The sequence below is a fragment of the Lachnoclostridium phytofermentans genome (genome assembly GCF_000733755.1).
GTDB lineage: Bacteria > Bacillota > Clostridia > Lachnospirales > Lachnospiraceae > Lachnoclostridium > Lachnoclostridium phytofermentans_A.
The window spans coordinates 241,805-264,886 of sequence record NZ_JPOF01000001.1; the positions used below are offsets into that span (position 1 = coordinate 241,805).

A 23,082-nucleotide genomic window follows, 5' to 3' on the forward strand; every position below is an offset into this window, starting at 1 on the left:
AATGGGGGATATTGTTTTTCTTTCACATGGTGGTCCAATAGTTGGGATGGGACATGTTATTCGTTGTCTTTCCTTAGCGAAGGAATTTCGTCAGAAAGGCAAAAAGGTATTTTTTATATCCAAATACGCTGTAGGGCAGCAGATAATCTTGTCGGAGGGATTTGAGGTAATGCCTTTAGTTTCGAAATATGAGCTAAATGAAAACCAGTTCAGTTATGGAAGCTCAGAAATTTTAGAGGAAGATTGGGTACAGATAAAAAAAATTCTATCTGATAGAGCTGCTGATGCCATTGTTGTTGACAGTTATAGTGTAGAACCTTGGTTTTTTCATGGGCTTAAAGAATACACGAAATGTCTTATCTATATAGATGATTTACATGTTGCTGATTATCCTGTTGATGTTATAATTAATGGAAATATCAATGCACATACACTCCAGTATCCGATATTGGAAAATCAGAAGAGGTTGTTAGGCTTATCCTATAACTTAATTCGAAATGAGTTTAAACAAATTAATAATCGTGATAAAGAACATCAGCCATGGAACCGAGTCCTTATTACCACAGGGGCTTCAGATCCTAAAGATATAACTGGAAATATTCTGAACTACTTAGTTAAAATGGAACAATTTGAGAGATTTCAATTTAAAGTAGTTTTAGGACAAGCGTTTGGAAAGGATCAAAACGAAAAGAATATATCTTTATACCAAAGATACTCTAATATTGAGTTTTATGAAGCACCGAAAAAAATGAGTAATCTTATGAAATGGGCAGATTATGCAATCAGTGCGGGTGGGAGTACTATCTATGAACTATTTGCGTGTGGGGTAATTGTGCTTGCTTTTATTTATGCAGACAACCAAGTTCAAATAGTTACTAAAGCTTCAGAATTAGGATATCTATACTCACTGGGGAGATATGAAGAACTGGAGGAAGACAAGTTTCTTACTATCTTGAATAGTGTAATGATGAGTAAAAGATTAAATAAAATAATGGTTAAGAAGATACAAGAGGTAGTTGACTGTAAAGGAACAGAACGTTGTGTTGCTACCATATTGGAACTAATCGAAAAGGATTATTAATGGATATAGCTTATTTAGTGTAGCATTTGATTCCTTATGAAAAGACTAAAATATTTATATAAGATATAACAATTAGGAGATATCAATTATGCAATCGAATATTAAAATAAACGAAAAGATAATAGGAGATGGATTTCCAACCTATATTATTGCGGAGATGTCAGCAAATCACAGTGGTAGTATAGAAAATGCCAAGGAGATTATTCGTATAGCAAAACAGAGTGGTGCAGATTGCGTAAAGCTACAAACTTACACACCAGATACAATTACAATTAACTGTGATAATAAATATTTTTTCATAGACAATGGTACTTGGAAAGGAGATTACCTTTATCAATTATATCAAAAGGCATATACTCCATGGGAGTGGCATCAAGAGTTATTTGAGGAAGCCAAGAAGGTAGGAATTGATATCTTTTCCACTCCTTTTGATGTTACTGCAACGGATTTCTTAGAGGAACTAGGCGTTTGTTTCTATAAAATAGCTTCATTTGAAATTGTGGATATTCCATTGATTAAGTATGTTGCTTCTAAGGGAAAACCTATCATAATGTCAACTGGTATGGCTACGTATGAAGAGATTCGAGAAGCTGTTCAAGCAGTTTATTCTACTGGAAACAATAGTTTGGCTTTACTAAAGTGCTCGAGTTCTTATCCTGCAATATCGTCCGATATGAATTTGATAACGATAAAAGACATGAAAGAAAAGTTGAATATACCAATTGGATTATCTGATCACTCAATGGGATCTTTAGGAGCTGTCGTTGCAGTCTCGTTAGGAGCAAATATAATTGAAAAGCATCTAGGATTAGGTGAAGACAGTGATAATCCGGATGCTAAATTTTCTATGAGCCCAAAAGAATTCGAAAATATGGTTAGAGAAGTAAGAAATGCGGAGTTAGCTATTGGTAATGTTAGGTATGGGGCAAGCGGGGATGAAGTTAATAATTTACGCTTTAGAAGATCACTTTTTTTTGTGGAAAGTTTAAAAGCTGGAGAAATTGTTACACAGGATAAAGTAAAAAGTATACGCCCATCAGATGGAATCTCACCAAAGTATATAGATCAAATAATAGGAAAAAGAGTAGTCAGAGATGTTGATATGGGAACACCGGTATCGTGGGAATTATTTTTGGAGGATGATACAAAATAATTATTGTTACGTTCTTAATATAAAATTTTATATATGGTTCTGAGTTATATTTTTTTGTATCTAATTTAAGAAGGGTAACAATCATTAATTGAGAAAGCCGAAAGAGTAGGTAAGGAAATCGTGGCAAAAAATTATGACTTTGAGTTTATTGGACAGGCTAGCTTCCATTCAGAGAAGGAACGTAGTGTAAAAATGTATTTTTCTGAGCCAGAGAGTGGTGTGAATGAAGAAACAGGGATTTTATTGATAATTGCTGGTTATGGTGGTAGTTCAAATTCTAATATCTATAAAAAGATAAGGAACCAATTCGCGGATCAATATAATCTGGTGACTCTACAATGTGATTATTTTGGCTGGGAATTCATGCAAGAACCCAAGCAGCAAGTGCTTAATCTGGAAGCATATCGGGATAAAATGGACAAGGATATGTATGAGAGTTTTCTTAGAAAAGTAAAGGAAGGAACTGCTGATATCTTTTATCAAAAGTTAGGTGTAAATCTAATTGAAAATCTTGAAGAGTCTCTAGATAATTATAATGATCAAGGGATAATACAGGCACTCGATAACTTAGTTGCTCTTAAGATATTGTTAGATATACTAGACTCCAACAAATTAATTTGTAATAAGAAGAGAATAATAGTATCAGGGCATTCGCATGGAGCTTATATTGCATATCTTTGCAATATGTTTGAACCTAATGCATTTTCAATGCTTATAGATAATAGCTCTTATGTTTATCCGATGTTTCTAAATAATGACCGAAGGCTGACATTTTCAAAGGGGTTTGTGTATGAAATCCTATTTCAATATTCAATACGTAAGCTATCGTATGATTCTGAGTTTTACGATTTAAAGTTGCTGTATTCTATGTTTGAGAATAAGGCTAATATCATATCATTTCATGGAATTAATGACAATTTTCTATCATTTCAGGAAAAAAAGGAGTTTTTGGATAAAGTATCAAATACAGTGTTAGAGGTTATCGATGAAAATAGAATAAATGACATATTCAAGTCTTGTAATCACGGGCTAGATGCTGACTTTATTAAATTTTTTGATTATGTTTGGAAGCAATATCCGCAATTTCTTACAAAAAAAGAAACATTATATTTTAGTGAGCAGGTTATAAAAACTAGCACTAAGTGCTATCTAATTGACATGAGGTTAGGAGTTCCAAGAATATCAATAAGTTAGAAATAACATTTAAGAATTAGTATGTTATATTTATCCTATTTTTGTATAAAGATTTTAATTTAATTGCCGATAACCATTATAGTGGAATCAAAGATTCTCTTTATCATGCAATCGCTTTGTATCATAATGAGACAAATTATAAAAAGGAGAGAATATATGAATTATGAGGTTAAAACACGTAGGCGATGGAGCAATCTATTTTCTTACTCTAATATTGTTAAGTTTCTAGGTTGTTTTTTATTAGTGTTCTTATTTACTGCAAGCTTGACTGCCTTTGGTAAGTCAGGTAGAAGTATTACATATAATGATATCACCATTGACCATACGAATGAAGAGATAAGAATTGTGGTACAACCTGGTGCTACAATTCTTTATTGTGACGCTAAAAAACTTGACTGGATGGAAGCAATCACGATGACGGAAGGAAGTAATTCTGTTGCTGTCATTGATATTTCATGGATTAGCCGTTCTAAAGAATTTATTTTAGGTATCAAGGATGCAAGTGAGACTTCCAATGATGCTATGATTCAAATTAACTTACAACCTAGAGAAGAAAGCCTTAAGGTTGGGTTAAGTGGTCAATCAGTTCTTATTGATAAAGTTGTAAACAAGCCTTTGGAGGTTGTATATCCAAATACTTATATCATTAATTCTGTATGTGAAGAATATGGTTATGTTTACTTTTATACAGGTAGCGGTTATTTTGCAAGATATTACGAAGAATACAGTAATATTGAGTGGAAAAATGGCTCTGACGGAGAATGGAGAAATTTTGAAGAATTTAATCCAGCACTTTATGCTAATAAAGGTGCGTCCTTGTATTTCAGAATTAAGTCTTCTGGAGAAGAAAAACTGACTAGTGTTGTTGATAAGCAAGGGATTTATGTAACACAGGGAGCTCCTGCCGGTAAAGAAGTTCGTTTGAATTATACCAAACTTACGACTGCTCCAAAGGTAGTTTTGGATGGTAGTGACTTAACCGTTGGATTACGAGCTGGATATGAATATCGTGTTCTTCCAGACGGTGAATGGATCAATGTTGTAGATGCACATGCCAATGTATTAGGAAGAGTAGAACCTGTATCCTTATATTCTTTATATAAAAAATATGATGTTAATGACAATTCAAAAAATGTTAAATTTCCATTCCAATATCAAAAGTTTGATTTGGAAGTAAGAATTGCTGCTAATTCCAAAAAACCATCCTCTAATATTTCTGATGTTAATGTTATAGCTCCGAAGACAACAGAAACTACAGGAATTGAGATCTCCTATGCATTACCATATAGCAAAAAAAGCGGAATTATGTTTAGTAATTCGAATCCAGACAGCTATCAAGTAGCACTGATTAGTAGTAAGTACTGCGGTGGTGTAGGTTCCTTCGATGACTCTAAGGTGGATTATACCGATGTTAGATGGTACACAGTGAAAGCGGGAACAAAAGAAAAACCATCTTCAGTTAAGATACCTAGTTCAGTGTACACTGGGAAAAACGAAGTAGAACAACCAATTCTAATTTATCGTATAGCACCAGTGAAAGAATCGAAAACACTAAAACAAGTAATAGCTTCTAAGGCTATCGCAGTTAATTTACCAACCGAGGTAGTTCAGACAGCTACGGATACTGTACAATCTAAGGTTGAGCTTGTACAAGGAGCATCAGCAGAAGGTAAAATTGAAGTTTCTACAACGAATGTTTCTGTTGGAGCAACTCCAAGAATTTCTGCTCCGAAAAAACCAACAGGCCTTACGATTACAGCAGATAAAGTAAAAACAGATGGAAAGTTTACTATAACGGTGAAGATTTCAAGTTCTGCTAAGGTAGTGGATTCTTATAAGTTTACTGTAACAGTGGAAGGAATAAAGAAGGAATATACAGTTACTATAAAGGAAAAGCCTCCAACACCTACTCCTACACCAACAGCAACACCTACACCTACGCCTTAGGATATCACTATAGTTGAGAATAACCATCCAAATATGGAAGGTTCTGCTTTGGAGAAAAACCACTTTAATAGTGATAGATAGCTACTATCCTTTGAAAAATCATGATACCTTTATGATTCAGTAGCTATAATTGCTAATTCCATTAATTTTTATAATAAATCGAAAACTAGGTAATCCGCCCATATTCTGATATAATAATTAGTATTGAGAACAATACTGATTAACTGGAGGAATAATATGGGCGGATTTTTTGGTGTAGCTTCTAAGACTGATTGCGTATTTGACTTATTCTTTGGAACGGATTATCATTCCCATCTCGGAACTAGAAGAGGTGGTATGGCAGTTTACGGGGAAGGTGGTTATGATCGTGCCATACACAATATTGAGAATTCCCCATTTCGTACGAAATTTGAGAAAGATGTGAATAAGATGAAGGGAAACATTGGGATAGGTTGTATCTCTGATTTTGAACCACAACCGCTTATTGTTCGTTCCCATCATGGTACTTATGCGATTACAACAGTTGGTAAGATAAATAATAGTGAAGAAATTGTAAATAAGATATTTCAGTCTGGTAATCCACACTTTTTAGAAATGAGTGGTGGGGATATTAATCCTACAGAGCTAGTAGCAGCTATAATCAATCAAAAAGATCATCTTGTAGAAGGAATCCGCTATGCTCAGGAAATCATAGAGGGCTCCATGACGCTACTTTTGATGACACCGAAGGGGATTTATGCAGCTAGAGACAGAATGGGGAGAACTCCGGTATCGATCGGTGAAAAAGAAGGAGCATTTTGTGCTTCCTTCGAAAGTTTTGCGTATCTGAATCTTGGTTATACGGAGTATAAAGAGCTAGGTTCGGGTGAAATAGTCGTTATCACGCCAGAGGGAGTACAGACGTTAAGCGAGCCATCTTCTGATATGAAAATATGTACGTTTCTCTGGGTTTACTATGGGTATCCATCCTCTTCCTATGAGGGTGTTAGTGTTGAGAAGATGCGTTACCGTTGTGGTGATTTACTTGCACAAAGAGATCAGGTAAGACCGGATATTGTAGCCGGTGTTCCAGACTCTGGAACAGCTCATGCGATTGGATATGCGAATCGCTCTGGAATACCATTTTCCCGTCCGTTCATCAAATATACTCCAACTTGGCCACGATCTTTTATGCCAACAATGCAAAGCCAGAGAGATTTGATTGCTAAGATGAAATTAATTCCGGTTCATGATCTAATTAAGGACAAAAGCTTGCTACTCATTGATGATTCGATTGTCCGAGGGACACAACTTCGCGAGACAACAGAGTTTTTATATCAAAGTGGCGCGAAAGAAGTCCATATTCGTCCGGCATGTCCACCTCTACTATACGGATGTAAATATCTAAACTTTTCTAGATCAACTTCAGAAATGGATTTGATAACCAGACGCGTTATCGCAGAAGCGGAGGGTGAACATGCAAAGGAAGTGTTGCCAGAGTATGCAAACCCAGAGTCGGATCGTTATCAGTACATGCTCGATCAAATTAGGGCTAAACTTAACTTTACCTCATTGCGTTATCATCGTTTGGATGATATGATAAAGTCAGTTGGAATTTCACCATGTAAGTTATGTACCTATTGTTGGAGTGGCAAGGAATAGTAATCAAATCTTCAAGCAGATTTGATAATAACGGGTATTAGTATGAAGCATACATTTACAAAAAATCTAGAAGATTGTCCAGTTATTGCAGCCATAAAAGATTCTGAAGGGTTAGAAAGCTGCCTTTCGTCTGATAGCAGTATTGTTTTTATCCTGTTTGGGGATATTCTTACGATTTCAGATATTGTAAGTCGTTTGAAGGAACATGGGAAACTCGCTATGGTTCATGTTGATTTGATATCAGGGCTAAGTTCCAAAGAAGTTAGTGTTGATTTTATTAAAGAACATACAAGAGCAGACGGCGTTATATCGACAAAGCCACTGTTAATCAAGAGGGCAAAAGAATTATCACTATACACAATTTTACGCCTTTTTGTGATTGATTCCATGGCTTACGAAAACATTAAAAAACAATGCGCGAATGTAAAACCAGATTGTATAGAGATTCTACCCGGTGTTATGCCAAAGGTAATTAAAAAAATATGTAATACACAAGAGATACCTGTAATAGCAGGTGGCTTAATATCAGACAAAGAGGATATTATGCAAGCCTTGGACGCTGGAGCAGTCTCTATTTCAACGACCAACCCGAAGGTATGGTTTATGTGATTATGATTCGTCACTACGACTGGTTTGCAAATAGAACCCTTTTGTGTTAGAATGAATATAATAAAAGAGGTTTACGAATGTTGTTAGATAATCTTGAGAATCTGTATGATTGATAATAACTAACAGATACTCGAAGACAATTAAATAGTATTGCGTGAGAATTGGAGTCAAGCAAATGTATACTGCCTAGGCAGTGCATTTTGCTTGGCTTTTTTTATTCCTTAGAATCAAATGATTTCATATCATTCTAGGATTAGCATCTTTTCATATTTTTATTAATACATGGTAAGTTATAAAGCAATGCAAGTGATAAGTATATCGATAAGCATGGTTTAAGAAGGAAAGGAAGGTGTTTTTATGTATGATGTCATAATTATTGGAGCGGGTGTTATAGGGTGTTCTGTAGCAAGAGAGTTATCAAAGTATGAGAGAAAAATTCTTGTTGTGGATAAAGCAAGCGATATCTGTGAAGGAACATCGAAAGCGAATAGTGGAATTATTCATGCTGGATTTGATGCAAAACCAGGGAGTCTAAAGGCAAAATTCAATATTATTGGAAATCAAATGATGGAGGAACTCTCAAAACAGTTGGATTTCCCCTTTCAACGAAATGGCTCATTGGTACTGGGATTTACGAAAGAGGATTTAATAGAACTTGAAAAGTTAAAATCGCAGGGTGAGATAAATGGAGTAAGGGAGTTAGAGATAATAACCGGTGAGAACGTAAGAGAATTAGAGCCTAATCTTTCAAAAGAAGTAATAGGAGCTTTGTATGCAAAACAGGGTGGCATTGTATGTCCTTTTCATTTCACGATAGCATTGGCTGAGAATGCGTTTCTCAATGGGGCTGAATTTATGCTAAATACAGAGGTATTACAGATCAGTAGAGTGTCAGCCACGGAGGAGATTCCATTTGATTTTTATCATATAGAAACCAATCAGGGAATATTAAGAAGTAGGACAGTTGTAAATGCAGCTGGAGTATATGCAGATCTATTTCATAATATGGTGAGTGAACATAAGATAAAAATTGTACCAAGAAAAGGTGAGTACTGCCTCTTTGATAAATGTGTCGGAAATTATGTTCATAAGACAGTTTTTCAGCTGCCGTCTAAGATGGGAAAAGGTGTACTGGTTACCCCAACTGTACACGGTAATCTTTTAGTAGGGCCAACCGCAGAGGATGTATTAGATAAAGAAGATATCAGTACATCGGAGGACGGGTTAAAAGAGGTTCTTAAAAAAGCCTCGAGGAGTGTAACAGATCTCCCTATAAAACAAGCGATTACTTCCTTCGCTGGACTTCGCGCGCATGAAGAATCAGGCGATTTTATCATAGGAGAATGTGAGGATGCAAAAGGCTTTTTTGATGTCGCAGGAATAGAATCTCCGGGACTTACTTGCGCTCCTGCGATAGGGGAATATATCTCTAATATAATGTCACAGTATTTGCCGGCCAACTTAAAATCATCTTTTCAAGCGTCCAGGAAAGGGTTTATTTCGATTGCTCATGCCAGTTTTGAAGAACGGAAGCAATACATTAGTGAAAATCCAGCTTATGCGAATGTGATATGCCGTTGTGAAATGGTTACGGAAGGTGAAATCATGGATGCTATTCATAGACCACTTGGAGCGACAACACTGGATGGAATTAAGCGTAGAACTAGAGCAGGGATGGGGCGTTGTCAATCAGGCTTTTGTTCTCCAAAGGTTATGGGAATTTTAGCGAGGGAATTAAAGGTAGACCCTTCTGCTATAACAAAATCAGGAGAAGGAGCCTATCTAATCACTGGATTTAATAAGGATGATGTCGTATGAAAGATCAAGCTTTTCACACATTGCGATAGAATGGAGGATATGATATGAACTATGATATTGTAATTATCGGTGGTGGACCTGCGGGGTTAGCAGCAGCTCTTGGAGCAAGAGAATCAGGGAAAGCTTCTATCTTAATTATCGAGCGAGAGAGGGAACTTGGAGGTATCTTAAATCAATGTATTCATACAGGTTTTGGACTGACAACATTTAACGAAGAGTTAACAGGGCCAGAGTATACACAGCGTTTTATAGAAGAAGTAGAAGGAAAAAATATTACGGTGATGCTTCAAACAATGGTAATTGAAATAACAAAAGAGAAACAGATCACTGCAATGAACATAGAGAGAGGCTGCTTTCTCATTGAAGCAAAAGCTATTGTGCTTGCTATGGGCTGTAGAGAACGACCAAGAGGAGCTTTAAATATTCCGGGATATCGGCCAGCCGGTATTTATTCTGCTGGAACCGCACAGCAATATGTGAATGTAGAAGGTAGAATGCCAGGGAAAGAAGTAGTAATTCTTGGTTCAGGTGATATCGGGTTAATTATGGCAAGGAGACTAACCTTAGAGGGGGCAAAAGTTAAGCTAGTAGCAGAGATTCTGCCTTACTCCAGTGGGTTAAAGCGTAATATAGTACAATGTCTGGATGATTATCAGATACCACTTAGGTTAAGCCATACAGTAGTAGCGATTGATGGGAAGGATAGGGTGAAGGGGGTTACCATAGCGAAAGTGGATGAGCGGTTACAACCAATCAAAGGAACAGAAGAATATATTTCCTGCGATACTCTATTGCTTTCCGTTGGTTTGATACCGGAAAATGAATTGTCTGCAATGCTCTCCGTCACCTTTAATCCATCAACCGGCGGAGCCATTGTATATGAAAATCTTGAGACAAGTGTTGCTGGGGTATTTGCCTGCGGAAATGTACTACATGTACACGATTTAGTTGATAATGTGTCAGCGGAAGCGAGATTTGCAGGGAAATATGCAGCAGAGTATTTAAATCGTACAATGGAAGAAGAACTTGCGGTGATTCCTCTATATGCAGGAGAAGGAATCCGCTATACAGTTCCTAATCAATTGCGTATCTCAAGATTAGAGGAGCAGACGATTGTCCGTTTCCGCGTGAACAAACCATGTTCCAATGCTTATCTTTGTATTTACTTTAATGATATTCGGGTGGATCGAAAGAGTAAAAGAAATATAACACCAGGTGAGATGGGGCAGATAATAATAAATAAAAAGGATATCAGTAAATATCCAAAGATAAATCAGATTACGATAACAATGGAAGATAAGTAAAATAGTTAATAGTTAAGATTACGATAACAATGGAAAATAAGTAAAATAAATAATAGCTATGATTCAATAAAAATGGAAGTGGAGTAAGACTATGATATTTCAACTGGTCATAAAACGATAAATTAGGTGCGTTAATTACATGTGTAGAAATGAGGTGTAGAATGGAAACAAGAGTATTTACGTGTATCAGATGTCCTATGGGTTGTGAACTTACTGCGAGCATAAGTGAACATGGTGTTATAACAGTAAAGGGAAATGCCTGTATTCGTGGGGAGCAGTATGCAAAAAAGGAACTGATAAACCCATTACGAGTTTTGACTACTACAGTTCGGGTAATCGGAGGAATTCAGGCACTGGTTCCTGTGAGAACAAGGGGGGAAATTCCAAAAGAGAAAATTATGGATGGTATAAGACAGTTAAAGCAGATACAAGTAAAAGCACCGATTCAAATAGGTGAAGTAGTTGTCGAAAATCTCGTGGATTCAGGGGTTGCGGTAATTGCTACAAAAACTGTAAGAAAAAGAGAATAATTAATATTATTTATTAAAGCATTTTCTAAAAAATGACGAAGTATGTAGAATATAAGATAACATACCAATTCATAAGAAAGTAACATAGGAGGAATCAATTATGATAACAGTATCCGCTTGCCTTATTGCTAGAAATGAGGAAGAAGTGTTAGCAAGATGCTTAGATTGTGTACAGAGGATAGCAGATGAGATCGTGATTGTGGATACTGGCTCAACAGATCGGACAAAGGAGATTGCCAGTCGATATACGAATTTAATTTATGACTTTACATGGGTGGATGATTTTTCTGCTGCAAGAAACTTTTCCTTTTCAAAGGCATCTATGGATTATCTATATGTCGCTGATGCAGATGAAATAATAGAAGAAGAACAGATATATAATTTTCTTAGATTAAAAGAGACATTATTACCAGAAATTGAAATTGTGCAAATGTATTATTGCAATCAGTTGGAATTTAATACAACCTATAATTATGATAAAGAGTATCGTCCAAAACTTTATAAGAGAGTAAGAGAGTTTCGCTTTTATGACCCGTTACATGAAGCAGTACGCTTAGAACCTATGATCTATGACAGTGAAATAGAAATTATTCATAAACCCCTATCCAATCATGCACCTAGAGACTTTGCTACCTATCAAAAAATTATAGCACGAGAGGAAAAACTCTCTGAGAAACTACGTTCTATGTATGCTAGGGAGTTATTTATTGCGGGTAAGGATCGTGATTTTATTGATGCGTTTGAATACTTTTGTAACGTTGCACTCCATAATACCTTAGGATTAACAGAATTAAAACAATGTCAGTGTGTAATCGCAAGGGGTGCTAGATTACAACAAATTGACCATGAGTTTTTTAAAGTATGCTTAAAGAATGTTGCTTGTGGAGAGCCTTCCTCTGAAATATGCTATGAATTAGGGGAACATTATCGTCTAAGTGGAGATAATGTGGAAGCTGTTCTTTGGTACTATAATGCTGCATTCGAAACAGAAGCAGAATTAAATCTTCATTATCAAGGGGATTATCCTTTAAACCAACTCGCACTTTGTTATCACAACTTAGGAAATGAAGAAGAAGCATTAAAGTATGAAAGGTTGCGAGATGAATGGAAAGCGCAAAAGAGGTAAATCCTATTTATAAATAGATAAGGGAGGCAAAAAAGTAAAATACAAGTAGATAGATGTAACGATAAGTAGTCATAGAAGGAAGATAACGAACAATAGCAATCATCAGATAGCAAAACAATGATAATAAATAGTAAATATATAAAACAAATTAGAAAAAATATAAAATAATAAGTAATAAAAATAATAATAAATAAGTAGAAATAAGTAAGGAATAATATTGAGTTAAGAGCGAATGTATGCTTGCTAATTTCTTGTGATAGAGTTATTATAAAGCTAGAAATTAATATAGTAACCAACGAAGTGGTATGTGGATGCCTAAGAAGCAGAATTAGCAAAACAGCGCATATGAGGTAGGATAAGCAGCTGAGAGATATGTTAAGAATAAAGAATAGGTACGATTTGATATGATTTCTGCCTTTTTAAAATGATATAAGAGGTGATGATATGATTTTTTTAATGATTACAGTAGCAATTTTTGCATTAGACTTTTTTATTAAGCAGTATATTGAGAAAAACAAAACAATTGGTAAAAGTGAAAAGATTTTAAAAGATCGTATCATTATTACAAAATATCATAACCAGGGAGCTTTTTTGAATTTCATGGAAAAGAGAAGAGATATTCTCTTGGTGATATCAGGTATCATGATTGGTGGTATTACAATATTAATGGCAATCATATTTCCTCAAAAGGGAAAAAGACTTCTTAAGACAGGCATTGCATTTTTAGCCGGTGGTGCTGCCAGTAATGTATATGATAGGCTTAGAAGAGGATATGTAGTTGATTATTTTAGTTTTTCATTTTATAAAAAAGTAATATTTAACATATCAGACTTTTTTATTTTCCTTGGAAGTATTATTTTAGCTGTCCGCATTATATTTAAAGGATTAGAGTAGAGATAAAACCAATAACAGTGAGCTTGCTTGCAGAAAAGAGAGATAAGCGCATCCAAAACAAAAAATGAAGCATAGGAAAATGGCAAATTCGCCACTTCTTATGCTCCTTTTATACTTCTTTGTAACTTACAAAAATTCATAATGAATTAGCCATAGAAAAATAGTTTTGTTCGAAAGGTAGTTGAACTAATTAGTGCACACAAAATTGTTTTTTTGTAAAATCGCTTAGAGTTATCGATTCGAATTGTCTAAAGCAGCTCCTACAAATCCCCTAAAAAGTGGATGAGGGCGATTTGGACGTGACTTAAATTCTGGATGTGCTTGCGTTGCGATAAACCATGGATGATCTAAAAGTTCGATCATTTCAACGATTCTACCATCCGGGCTAAGACCAGACAATTTTACTCCATGACGAATTAGTTCTTCTCGATAATAGTTATTCACCTCATAGCGATGACGATGACGTTCCGTTATCGTTGCGGACTGATAAAGCTCATACGCCTTGCTAGTTTTATCAAGAATACAAGGATAAGAGCCAAGTCTTAATGTTCCGCCAATATCTTCAATACCATCTTGTTCTGGCATAAGGTGAATGACTGGATGGGTAGTCTCAGGATTTAATTCTACACTATGTGCGTCTGAAAAACCTAGAACATGACGGGAAAATTCTACTACTGCAAGCTGCATGCCAAGACATAGTCCAAGGTAAGGAAGTTTGTGCTCCCTTGCATATTGAATCGCTAAAATCTTTCCTTCGATTCCGCGATCACCGAATCCTCCTGGGACAAGGACACCACTAACCTCTTGTAAAAGTTCTGCTACTGTTTCCTTTGTTACTGATTCCGAAGGAATCCACTTAATTTGAATGGAAGCATTATGGGCAACAGCTCCATGTTTTAAAGATTCCACTACACTAATGTAAGCATCGTGAAGTTGTGTGTATTTTCCTACCAAGGCTACCGTAACATCACGGGTAGGATTTTTTAAAGAATAGACCATATCCTCCCAATCCTTTAGGTCTGGTTTCGGACAGTTTAGGTGAAGACATTCACAGGCAACATCAGCAAGGTGCTCCTCTTCCATCATAAGTGGAATTTCGTACAAGGTATCCGCATCGAGATTCTGAAGGACATGAGTGCGAGGAACATTACAAAAGAGGGCGATTTTTTCACGAATTCCTGGCTCAAGAGGAAGCTCTGTACGGCACATTATAATATCTGGCTGAATTCCCATTCCTTGAAGGTCCTTTACACTTGCTTGGGTCGGCTTTGTTTTCATTTCTCCTGAAGCTTTTAGGTAAGGGATTAATGTTACATGAATGAGAATTGCATTTTCTCTTCCTACATCATGTTGAAATTGTCGTATTGCTTCTAAAAAAGGCTGGCTTTCAATATCGCCTACGGTTCCACCGACCTCGATAATAGCGATGTGTGTTTCGCTACAACCATCGTTACGATAAAAGCGACTCTTGATTTCGTTTGTGATGTGTGGGATAACCTGAACGGTTCCTCCGCCAAAGTCTCCTCGTCTTTCTTTCGATAATACGGTCCAATAAATCTTACCAGTAGTTACGTTAGATTGTTTTGTCAGACTTTCGTCGATAAAACGTTCATAATGACCAAGATCAAGATCAGTCTCAGCACCATCATCCGTTACAAAGACCTCACCGTGCTGGATTGGATTCATGGTACCTGGATCAATATTAATGTACGGATCAAATTTTTGCATTGTTACATGATATCCTCTAGCCTTCAACAGTCGACCAAGAGAAGCGGCGGTGATACCCTTGCCAAGACCAGATACGACACCGCCGGTTACAAAAACATATTTTACGCCCATAGTTAGCTCCCTCCTATAAATGCTCTGAGTTCACCGGTGGGTGACCGGCTCCCCAGAAAACAAGATAATTAGTTAAAACAAAAAAAGCATTCAAAATCTTGGCCTTTTGCAGAAAAAGGGTCACGGATGTCCGGACATATCAAGATTTTAAACGCTAACACCTTCGCTAGTGTATTAAAAAAACAAATTATATTATAATACTATTATGACACAAAATCCAGTATTTTTTTATTGATTAGGAAAAAACTTAATAACAGGTAGATATATAAAAAATATAGATTTCTATGGCACAAAACCAAACCAGTGATACTAAAATAATTAAAATCTTGTATTTAGTATAGGTTTTACGCATAACATCTGTTATAATGATAGTCAAATTGTGCGGTAATTAAACATTTCTTTCATAGTTTGGACACAAAAATTTCAGAACTTAAAACTTGATTTATATTTTAAGTATCATTATAATGAAACTATGTTTTTAATGGAAAAAATTAAAACGAATTCGTTAGGAGGATCCGATGGATAATAGAGATAAAAATGGAGGAGACAAGAAAAAGTCCGGACCAGGAAAACGCGGTTGGATATTTAGTCTTGTTGCAGCCTTAATCATGGTAATGCTCTTTTCTTTTATGTCAAGACAGTTAGAACAGAGCAGAATCGAAGAAATTACATTTAATGAGTTTCTATCGATGGTTGAAAATAATAGCCAAAATAAGATTGAGCGAGTGGAATTTGATTATAGCAAAAATCAGTATATTGTATATACAGAACAATTAAAAACCAATCCACGAGAGAAAATCTATGTGACTGGTATTGCACATGACTATGCTATCAGTGAAATATTATTAGAAAAAGATATTCCCTTTGAGCCGAGCCGTAATATCAATGAAACATCAATCATAGATATATTGCTAGCTTATGTGTTGCCTTTTGTTTTAATCTATGGAGTTATGTTTTTCATATTCCGCATGGTTTCAAAGAATAGCGGCGGAATGATGGGAGTAGGGAAAAGCAATGCAAAGGTATATGTCGAAAAAGAAACAGGTGTAACCTTTAAGGATGTTGCAGGTCAGGAAGAGGCGAAGGAATCCTTGACAGAATTGGTGGATTTTCTTCATAATCCTGGAAAGTATACCAGAATTGGTGCGAAACTACCAAAAGGTGCCCTTCTTGTGGGTCCTCCGGGTACAGGTAAAACTTTATTAGCAAAAGCCGTAGCAGGAGAAGCAAAGGTTCCGTTTTTCTCCCTGTCAGGTTCTGATTTTGTCGAGATGTTTGTTGGTGTAGGTGCATCCCGTGTACGTGACTTGTTTAAGCAGGCACAAAGTCAAGCACCATGTATTGTATTTATAGATGAGATTGATGCCATAGGTAAGAGCAGAGATTCTCATTATGGCGGTGGCAATGATGAACGAGAGCAAACTCTTAATCAGTTACTCTCCGAGATGGATGGTTTTGATACATCCAAAGGTATCGTTATCTTAGCAGCTACGAATCGACCAGAAGTACTAGATAAGGCACTTCTTCGTCCAGGACGTTTCGATCGAAGAGTTATCGTAGATAAGCCGGACCTAAAGGGTCGTATAGACATTTTAAAAGTTCATGCGAAGAATGTATTAATGCATGATTCTGTAGATTTAGAAGCGATTGGACTTGCAACCAGTGGTGCGGTTGGTTCTGATTTAGCCAATATGATTAATGAAGCTGCGATTTTAGCGGTAAAGGAAGGGCGTACAGTCGTTACTCAGAATGATTTGTTTGAATCTGTAGAGGTTGTTATTGCTGGTAAAGAGAAAAAGGATCGTATTCTTGGACCAGAAGAAAAGAAGATAGTTGCATATCACGAAGTTGGACATGCCTTAGTAACTGCTCTTGAGAAAAAAGCAGAACCCGTGCAGAAGATTACCATAGTTCCTCGTACGATGGGATCTCTTGGTTATGTAATGCAAGTACCAGAGGAAGAAAAGTATCTGATGAGTAAGGATGAGTTACTTGCACGAATTGTTACCCTATATGGTGGACGTGCTGCAGAAGAATTAGTCTTTGGATCAATTACAACGGGAGCATCCAATGATATTGAGAAAGCAACCTCCCTTGCTCGTGCTATGGTAACACAGTATGGTATGTCAGATCGATTTGGGTTGATAGGATTAGAATCTGTAGAAAATCGTTATCTAGATGGTAGACCGGTACTTAACTGTGGAGATGCTACTGCAGCGGAAATTGATAGTGAAGTAATGTTAATTCTTAAGAAGTGTTATGATCGCGCGAAAGAGTTATTGGCAGATAACCGTGATGTATTAGATAAGATAGCAGACTTCCTAGTAAATAAAGAAACGATTACAGGAAAAGAATTCATGAAGATTTACCGTGAGGTAAAGGGAATTCCAGAAGAAGAAACAAAGAAAGAATTAATCTCATCTGAGGAAACAGGTAAAATTCAAGAAGCACCTGTAATAATCAAGGAAGATCAAGAGGATAACTCTGCATTAGTAACAGCAGCAGAGCTGAAGGAAAAAACGGAAACTGAGGAAGAAAAGAATAGTAACTCAGAGAATACCGTATTATAGTGACAAGGAAAAGAGTTACTACGGATGCATGTCCCTAGTAACTCTTTCCGGTTGGAATAAGAAAAAGTTATAGCAAAATTAAAATCTCAAATTCCAAGCCCCGCAAGGGCACAATAGAAATGAGGATAACTATGTTTGATTTAGAAGAAGAACTGAAGAAACTCCCAGCAAAACCAGGTGTCTACATAATGCATAATAAGTTAGATGAAATTATCTATGTAGGCAAGGCAATCAGTTTAAAAAATCGTGTAAGACAGTATTTTCAGAGCAGTAGGAATCTTTCAACAAAGATACAACAGATGGTGAGTCATATCGACCATTTTGAATATATTATCGTGGACTCTGAGATGGAGGCATTGGTACTTGAGTGTAACTTGATTAAAGAACATCGTCCAAAATATAATACGATGCTTAAGGACGATAAAAGCTATCCTTATATTAAAGTAACCGTAAATGAAGCTTATCCACGAGTATTATTTGCGAGACAGCAGAAGAAAGATAAGGCAAAGTATTTTGGACCATATACGAGTTTAGGTGCAGTAAAAGATATACTCGACCTTCTGCGCCGCATCTATTTTATTCGTACTTGTAATCGAAATTTACCAAAGGATATCGGTATGGAGCGCCCTTGTCTATACTATCATATCAAACAATGTAAGGCACCATGCCAAGGGTATATATCAGAAGAAGAATATCGTAAGTCGATTGACGAAGTGATTGAATTTCTGAATGGAAACTATGCGCTAGTCACAAAAGATTTGCAAGCGAAGATGAAGGCGGCTTCTGAAAGTTTAGAATTTGAAGAAGCAGCAGGATATCGCGATTTATTACTAAGCGTTGAAAAGTTAAGTCAGAAGCAAAAAGCATCGGATGTAGATGGTGTCGATCGAGATATCATTGCATTTGCGAGTACTGGTGATGAAGCAGTTGCCCAGGTGTTTTTTATTCGGGATGGTAAGATGCTTGGTAGAGAACATTACCATATCACTGGAGTGGCCAATGAGAGTAGGTCAAGTATTATGACTAACTTTGTGAAGCAATTCTATGCGGGCACACCATATATTCCTAGAGAATTATTGCTGTCCGAGCCTTTGGAGGAAGAGGAACTTATCAGTGAGTGGTTAAGTACGAAGCGTGGGCAAAAGGTTCGAATCCATGTACCGAAAAAGGGAGATAAGGAACGCCTTGTTGAACTCGCTGAAAAAAATGCATCACTGGTATTACAACAAGATTCTGAAAAAATTCAACGAGAAGAAGCAAAAACCATTGGTGCTGTTAGGCACATTGCAGATATGCTTTCTCTTCCAGGAATATATCGTATGGAATCCTTCGATATCTCTAACACCAATGGGTTTGAATCTGTTGGTTCTATGGTTGTTTATGAGAATGGGAAACCAAAACGAAATGATTATCGAAAATTTAAAATTAAATCAGTACAAGGCCCAGACGACTATGCATCGATGCGTGAGGTGCTAACTAGAAGATTTTCCCATGGAAAGAGGGAAGCGGAAGAACTTGCGAAGAAAAATATTGATATTAGTCATGGAAGCTTTACAAGGTATCCGGATTTAATTTTGATGGATGGTGGTCGGGGACAGGTGAATATAGCCCTTGAGGTCTTAGAAGAACTAAAATTAGCTATTCCAGTGTGCGGCATGGTGAAGGACGATAATCATAGAACAAGAGGGTTATATTACAATAATGTTGAAATTCCTATCGATACTCATAGTGAAGCGTTTCGGTTAATCACGAGAATACAAGATGAAACCCACCGGTTTGCAATAGAGTATCATCGCTCTCTTCGTTCTAAAGCACAAGTTCGTTCGATTCTGGATGATATCGATGGGGTAGGACAGACGAGAAGAAGAGCACTTATGAAACATTTTGTTTCCATCGAGGCAATAAAAGAAGCAAGTATCGAAGAATTAATGAAGGTACCATCCATGAACAAGCTCTCTGCAACAAAAGTATATGAGTTTTTTCATTCTTCTGTTGAAAATGCTAATGTAACAACCTAATTTTATGAGAAATAAGGCAACTTGTTACTTAACATGTTTATAAAATATACCGTTATTGAATGGAAAACTCATTTGGGAGTGGTTGCTAATAAAGGGTGAATATGATAGAATGTGGGAAGAATGAGCTTTAGCATTAGAAGAAAATTATGAATTATAATATGATATAGAATACGCAAAGGAGATTGTTATGTATACTGTTGAATTGGGAAAATTAGTGGAAAAGATGAACCTGGAAAACTGCACTCCTGAAATTGATATCAGCAGCATTCAAATAACACAGCCTGATGTGAATCGTCCTGCGTTACAGCTGACTGGTTTTTTTGATTATTTTGATTCTGATCGTGTTCAGATTATAGGAAATGTAGAACACGCATATATGCAAAAGATGGAGAAGGATCATGGTCTTGGGATTATGAAAAAGCTAATGAGCTTTAAGATGCCGTGTATTGTTTTCTGTCGTGGTATTGAAGTTTCAGAAGATTTTAAAGAAGTTGCAGTGGAAGAAGGAGTGCCTATTTTTCGTACAGAGAAGACAACCTCCTCTTTTATGGCGGAAGTAATTCGTTGGCTAAAGGTAGAGTTAGCCCCAAGAATATCTATACATGGAGTATTGGTTGATGTCTATGGTGAAGGTATTTTGATTATGGGAGAGAGCGGGATTGGAAAAAGTGAGGCTGCTCTTGAATTAATTAAACGTGGCCATCGTCTTGTTACCGATGACTTAGTTGAGATTAAGAAAGTTAGTGATGATACGTTAATTGGTACTGCACCAGATATTACACGTCATTTTATAGAGTTACGCGGTATTGGTATTATTGACGTAAAGACGTTATTCGGTGTTGAGAGCGTTAAGAATACACAATCCATTGATTTAGTTATTAAGTTAGAAGAATGGAATCGAGATAAAGAATATGATCGTCTTGGCTTAGAAGAGCAATATATTGAATTCCTTGGTAACAGGGTGGTATGTCATAACATACCAATTCGTCCAGGACGTAATCTGGCTGTTATTTGTGAATCAGCTGCCGTAAATTATCGTCAAAAGAAGATGGGTTACAATGCAGCTCAGGAATTATATAATCGTGTTACAAACAATTTAATGAAGAAGAGCAAGTAAGATACAGATAGGGTGAACTGCGTTTAAAGTAGGTGGTCAGAAAGCTGATTGGTAAACATAATGAGGTTATGAGCAAGTAGCGTAAGCGGATTGCGAATATCCGCTTTGACCTACTAGAATAAATGCGCAGTACAACATTCATTATAATTAAAATACCAGGGGGATTGGTCACATGGATAAGTTTTGCTTTGGAATTGATATTGGTGGCACAACAATCAAATGCGGTTTATTTACAGAGAATGGCGAGTTAAAAGAAAAATGGGAGATTCCCTCCAGAACAGAGAATGGCGGAATTCAGGTTCCTCAAGATGTAGCAGATACAATAGAAGTGAAATTGAAAGAACTTACCATTGAGAAGAAGGATGTTATTGGAGTCGGAATTGGTGTACCTGGTCCAATTACAGAGGATGGGACTGTCTTAAAGTGCGCCAATCTAGGCTGGGATATTTTTAACGTGAATGAAAAAATGAGTGCACTTACTGGTCTTAAAGTAGCGAGTGCAAATGACGCAAATGTCGCTGCCCTTGGAGAAATGTGGATGGGCGGTGGTAAAGGATATAAAAACGTTGTTATGGTGACTCTAGGTACTGGTGTAGGTGGTGGAGTTATCTTGAATGGTAAGATTGTTGCAGGAAGTAATGGCGGCGGCGGTGAAATCGGTCATATGACAGTGAATCTTCAGGAGACTGAAACCTGCGGATGCGGTGGACATGGTCATTTAGAACAATATGCATCCGCGACTGGAATTGTGCGCCTTGCAAAGAAAAGATTGTTAGATACGAGTGTTATTACCTCACTTCGTGAGCTTACTACGATTACCGCGAAAGATATTTTTGACCATGCAAAAGAAGGAGATAAGGTGTCTCTGGAGCTCACAGAAGAGTTAGGAAGATATCTTGGATTAGCATTATCTCATGTAGCTGCAACAGTTGACCCGCAAGTATTTGTAATTGGTGGCGGTGTATCAAGAGCTGGTACCATGCTACTTGATGTAATTTCAAAATATTATAATCAGAATATTTTATTTGCGCTATCAAATAAAGAATTTCGTCTTGCAGAGCTAGGAAATGATGCAGGAATCTTTGGTTGTGCAAAATTAGTGTTGGAATAATAGCAAATAGATGCGATTTCTTTCTTGGTATCAATGATATTAGCCTTGTTTTTCTAATTAATATTGAATTATAAAAGAAATCACTAGGCATATTATGTAGTAATAATAGTTAGAAAGTAAGGTTTGTTCGTCCTATCTTCAAACAAACCAAGAGGATTTATGTGGATACAATAGTTTTACAAGATTTAAAAAATATAGTTTCACCAGAAAGAGTGATTTACAAAGAACCTTTAAGTAAACACACGACATTTAAAATTGGTGGTCCAGCAGATTACTTCGTAATAACTAAAAAAGTGGAGGAAACTGCTGCTGTTATTCAGTACTGTAATCAGCGTAACTTACCTATTCTTATGATTGGGAATGGTAGTAATCTTCTTATTTCCGATGCAGGGCTTCGCGGTGTTGTAGTGAAGCAAGAGGATAATACAAAGGAATTTATCGTAACCACTTGTGAAGAAGGTTATTTGGTCACTGGTGGAGCTGGCATGAATCTTTCTGCATTTGCGATGAAGATTGCAAATGAAAGCTTGACTGGATTTGAATTTGCAGCGGGTATACCAGGTAGTTTAGGTGGAGCTGTATATATGAATGCAGGAGCTTATGGTGGAGAAATCAAAGATTGTATTCGTAGTGCACGTGTCTTATCGAAAGAAGGTGACATCCTAAATCTTAGTAGGGAAGAGTTGGAACTTTCTTACCGAAGCAGTATGATACAAAAAAAAGGGTACTATGTTATTGATGCTACCTTTTTATTTCAAAAGGGTGAGAAAGAAGAAATCCTTAGTAAGATTGAGGAACTTAACCGAGCAAGAAAAGAGAAGCAACCGTTAGAGTATCCGAGTGCTGGAAGTACATTTAAACGTCCAGAAGGGTATTTTGCGGGAAAACTAATCATGGATGCAGGGCTTCGTGGATACCGAGTTGGCGGAGCTATGGTGTCAGAAAAACATTGCGGATTTGTTATAAATACAGGGGATGCAACAGCAAAAGATGTATTACAACTAATAGATGATATCAGGCGCATTGTAAAAGAGAAATTTGGCGTAACTTTGGAACCTGAGGTTCGCTTGATTGGTGAGAAAGCTATGGAAAGTTAATCTAGGGGTAATAAGTAAACCTTAAGAATAAGG

At 36.6% G+C, this 23,082-nt stretch carries 17 protein-coding genes; 16 read left to right on the forward strand and 1 reads right to left on the reverse strand.

From position 1 onward, the window contains the following. Nucleotide 1: 1 nt before the first annotated feature. From pseG to CC92_RS0101185, 11 genes are all read left to right on the forward strand, one after another. Complete coding sequence (gene pseG, locus CC92_RS0101135) at nt 2–1,081, forward strand: UDP-2,4-diacetamido-2,4,6-trideoxy-beta-L-altropyranose hydrolase (protein ID WP_051650647.1); 1,080 nt, start codon at nt 2–4, stop codon at nt 1,079–1,081. Between the two features lie 88 nt (nt 1,082–1,169). Then, nucleotides 1,170–2,234 carry a pseudaminic acid synthase gene (gene pseI, locus CC92_RS0101140; protein ID WP_029502230.1) on the forward strand — a complete coding sequence of 355 codons (1,065 nt, stop codon included), beginning with the start codon at nt 1,170–1,172 and terminating at the stop codon, nt 2,232–2,234. A gap of 120 nt (nt 2,235–2,354) precedes the next feature. Beyond that, nucleotides 2,355–3,428 (forward strand): DUF2920 family protein, encoded by a 1,074-nt coding sequence (locus CC92_RS0101145; protein ID WP_029502229.1) that lies wholly within the window; start codon nt 2,355–2,357, stop codon nt 3,426–3,428. 156 nt (nt 3,429–3,584) lie between these two features. Next, nucleotides 3,585–5,375: a hypothetical protein gene (locus tag CC92_RS0101150; RefSeq protein WP_029502228.1), complete on the forward strand. Its 1,791-nt coding sequence runs from the start codon at nt 3,585–3,587 to the stop codon at nt 5,373–5,375. A gap of 237 nt (nt 5,376–5,612) precedes the next feature. Then, nucleotides 5,613–7,016 (forward strand): amidophosphoribosyltransferase, encoded by a 1,404-nt coding sequence (locus CC92_RS0101155; protein ID WP_029502227.1) that lies wholly within the window; start codon nt 5,613–5,615, stop codon nt 7,014–7,016. A gap of 42 nt (nt 7,017–7,058) precedes the next feature. Next, nucleotides 7,059–7,625 carry a glycerol-3-phosphate responsive antiterminator gene (locus tag CC92_RS0101160; protein ID WP_029502226.1) on the forward strand — a complete coding sequence of 189 codons (567 nt, stop codon included), beginning with the start codon at nt 7,059–7,061 and terminating at the stop codon, nt 7,623–7,625. Nucleotides 7,626–7,982: 357 nt separating this feature from the next. Continuing rightward, a complete protein-coding gene (locus tag CC92_RS0101165; protein WP_029502225.1) occupies nt 7,983–9,443 on the forward strand; it encodes an NAD(P)/FAD-dependent oxidoreductase in 1,461 nt (486 codons plus the stop codon). A 44-nt stretch (nt 9,444–9,487) separates the two neighbouring features. Further along, nucleotides 9,488–10,747 (forward strand): NAD(P)/FAD-dependent oxidoreductase, encoded by a 1,260-nt coding sequence (locus CC92_RS0101170; RefSeq protein WP_029502224.1) that lies wholly within the window; start codon nt 9,488–9,490, stop codon nt 10,745–10,747. Between the two features lie 161 nt (nt 10,748–10,908). Continuing rightward, the gene (locus CC92_RS0101175) at nt 10,909–11,277 is read left to right on the forward strand and encodes a DUF1667 domain-containing protein (RefSeq protein ID WP_029502223.1); all 369 of its coding nucleotides are present in this window, start codon (nt 10,909–10,911) and stop codon (nt 11,275–11,277) included. Between the two features lie 100 nt (nt 11,278–11,377). Next, nucleotides 11,378–12,403 carry a glycosyltransferase family 2 protein gene (locus CC92_RS0101180; RefSeq protein WP_029502222.1) on the forward strand — a complete coding sequence of 342 codons (1,026 nt, stop codon included), beginning with the start codon at nt 11,378–11,380 and terminating at the stop codon, nt 12,401–12,403. A 444-nt stretch (nt 12,404–12,847) separates the two neighbouring features. Beyond that, entirely contained in the window at nt 12,848–13,297 is a 450-nt protein-coding gene (locus CC92_RS0101185) for a signal peptidase II (protein ID WP_029502221.1), read from the forward strand. A 231-nt stretch (nt 13,298–13,528) separates the two neighbouring features. Here the strand turns inward: CC92_RS0101185 and CC92_RS0101190 are convergent, their stop codons facing one another. After that, nucleotides 13,529–15,136, reverse strand: coding sequence for a CTP synthase (locus CC92_RS0101190; RefSeq protein WP_029502220.1), 1,608 nt, complete (start codon nt 15,134–15,136; stop codon nt 13,529–13,531). Nucleotides 15,137–15,654: 518 nt separating this feature from the next. Here CC92_RS0101190 and ftsH point away from each other — a divergent pair. The 5 genes from ftsH (at nt 15,655) to murB (ending at nt 23,049) form a co-directional block, all read left to right on the forward strand. Then, nucleotides 15,655–17,706 carry an ATP-dependent zinc metalloprotease FtsH gene (ftsH, locus tag CC92_RS0101195; RefSeq protein ID WP_029502219.1) on the forward strand — a complete coding sequence of 684 codons (2,052 nt, stop codon included), beginning with the start codon at nt 15,655–15,657 and terminating at the stop codon, nt 17,704–17,706. A gap of 131 nt (nt 17,707–17,837) precedes the next feature. Continuing rightward, complete coding sequence (gene uvrC, locus CC92_RS0101200) at nt 17,838–19,724, forward strand: excinuclease ABC subunit UvrC (protein ID WP_029502218.1); 1,887 nt, start codon at nt 17,838–17,840, stop codon at nt 19,722–19,724. Nucleotides 19,725–19,911: 187 nt separating this feature from the next. Then, on the forward strand, nt 19,912–20,841 hold the full coding sequence (gene hprK / locus CC92_RS0101205) for an HPr(Ser) kinase/phosphatase (protein ID WP_029502217.1): 930 nt from the start codon (nt 19,912–19,914) through the stop codon (nt 20,839–20,841). 172 nt (nt 20,842–21,013) lie between these two features. Then, nucleotides 21,014–21,952 carry an ROK family glucokinase gene (locus tag CC92_RS0101210; RefSeq protein ID WP_029502216.1) on the forward strand — a complete coding sequence of 313 codons (939 nt, stop codon included), beginning with the start codon at nt 21,014–21,016 and terminating at the stop codon, nt 21,950–21,952. A 161-nt stretch (nt 21,953–22,113) separates the two neighbouring features. Further along, complete coding sequence (gene murB, locus CC92_RS0101215; RefSeq protein WP_029502215.1) at nt 22,114–23,049, forward strand: UDP-N-acetylmuramate dehydrogenase; 936 nt, start codon at nt 22,114–22,116, stop codon at nt 23,047–23,049. Nucleotides 23,050–23,082 lie beyond the last annotated feature (33 nt).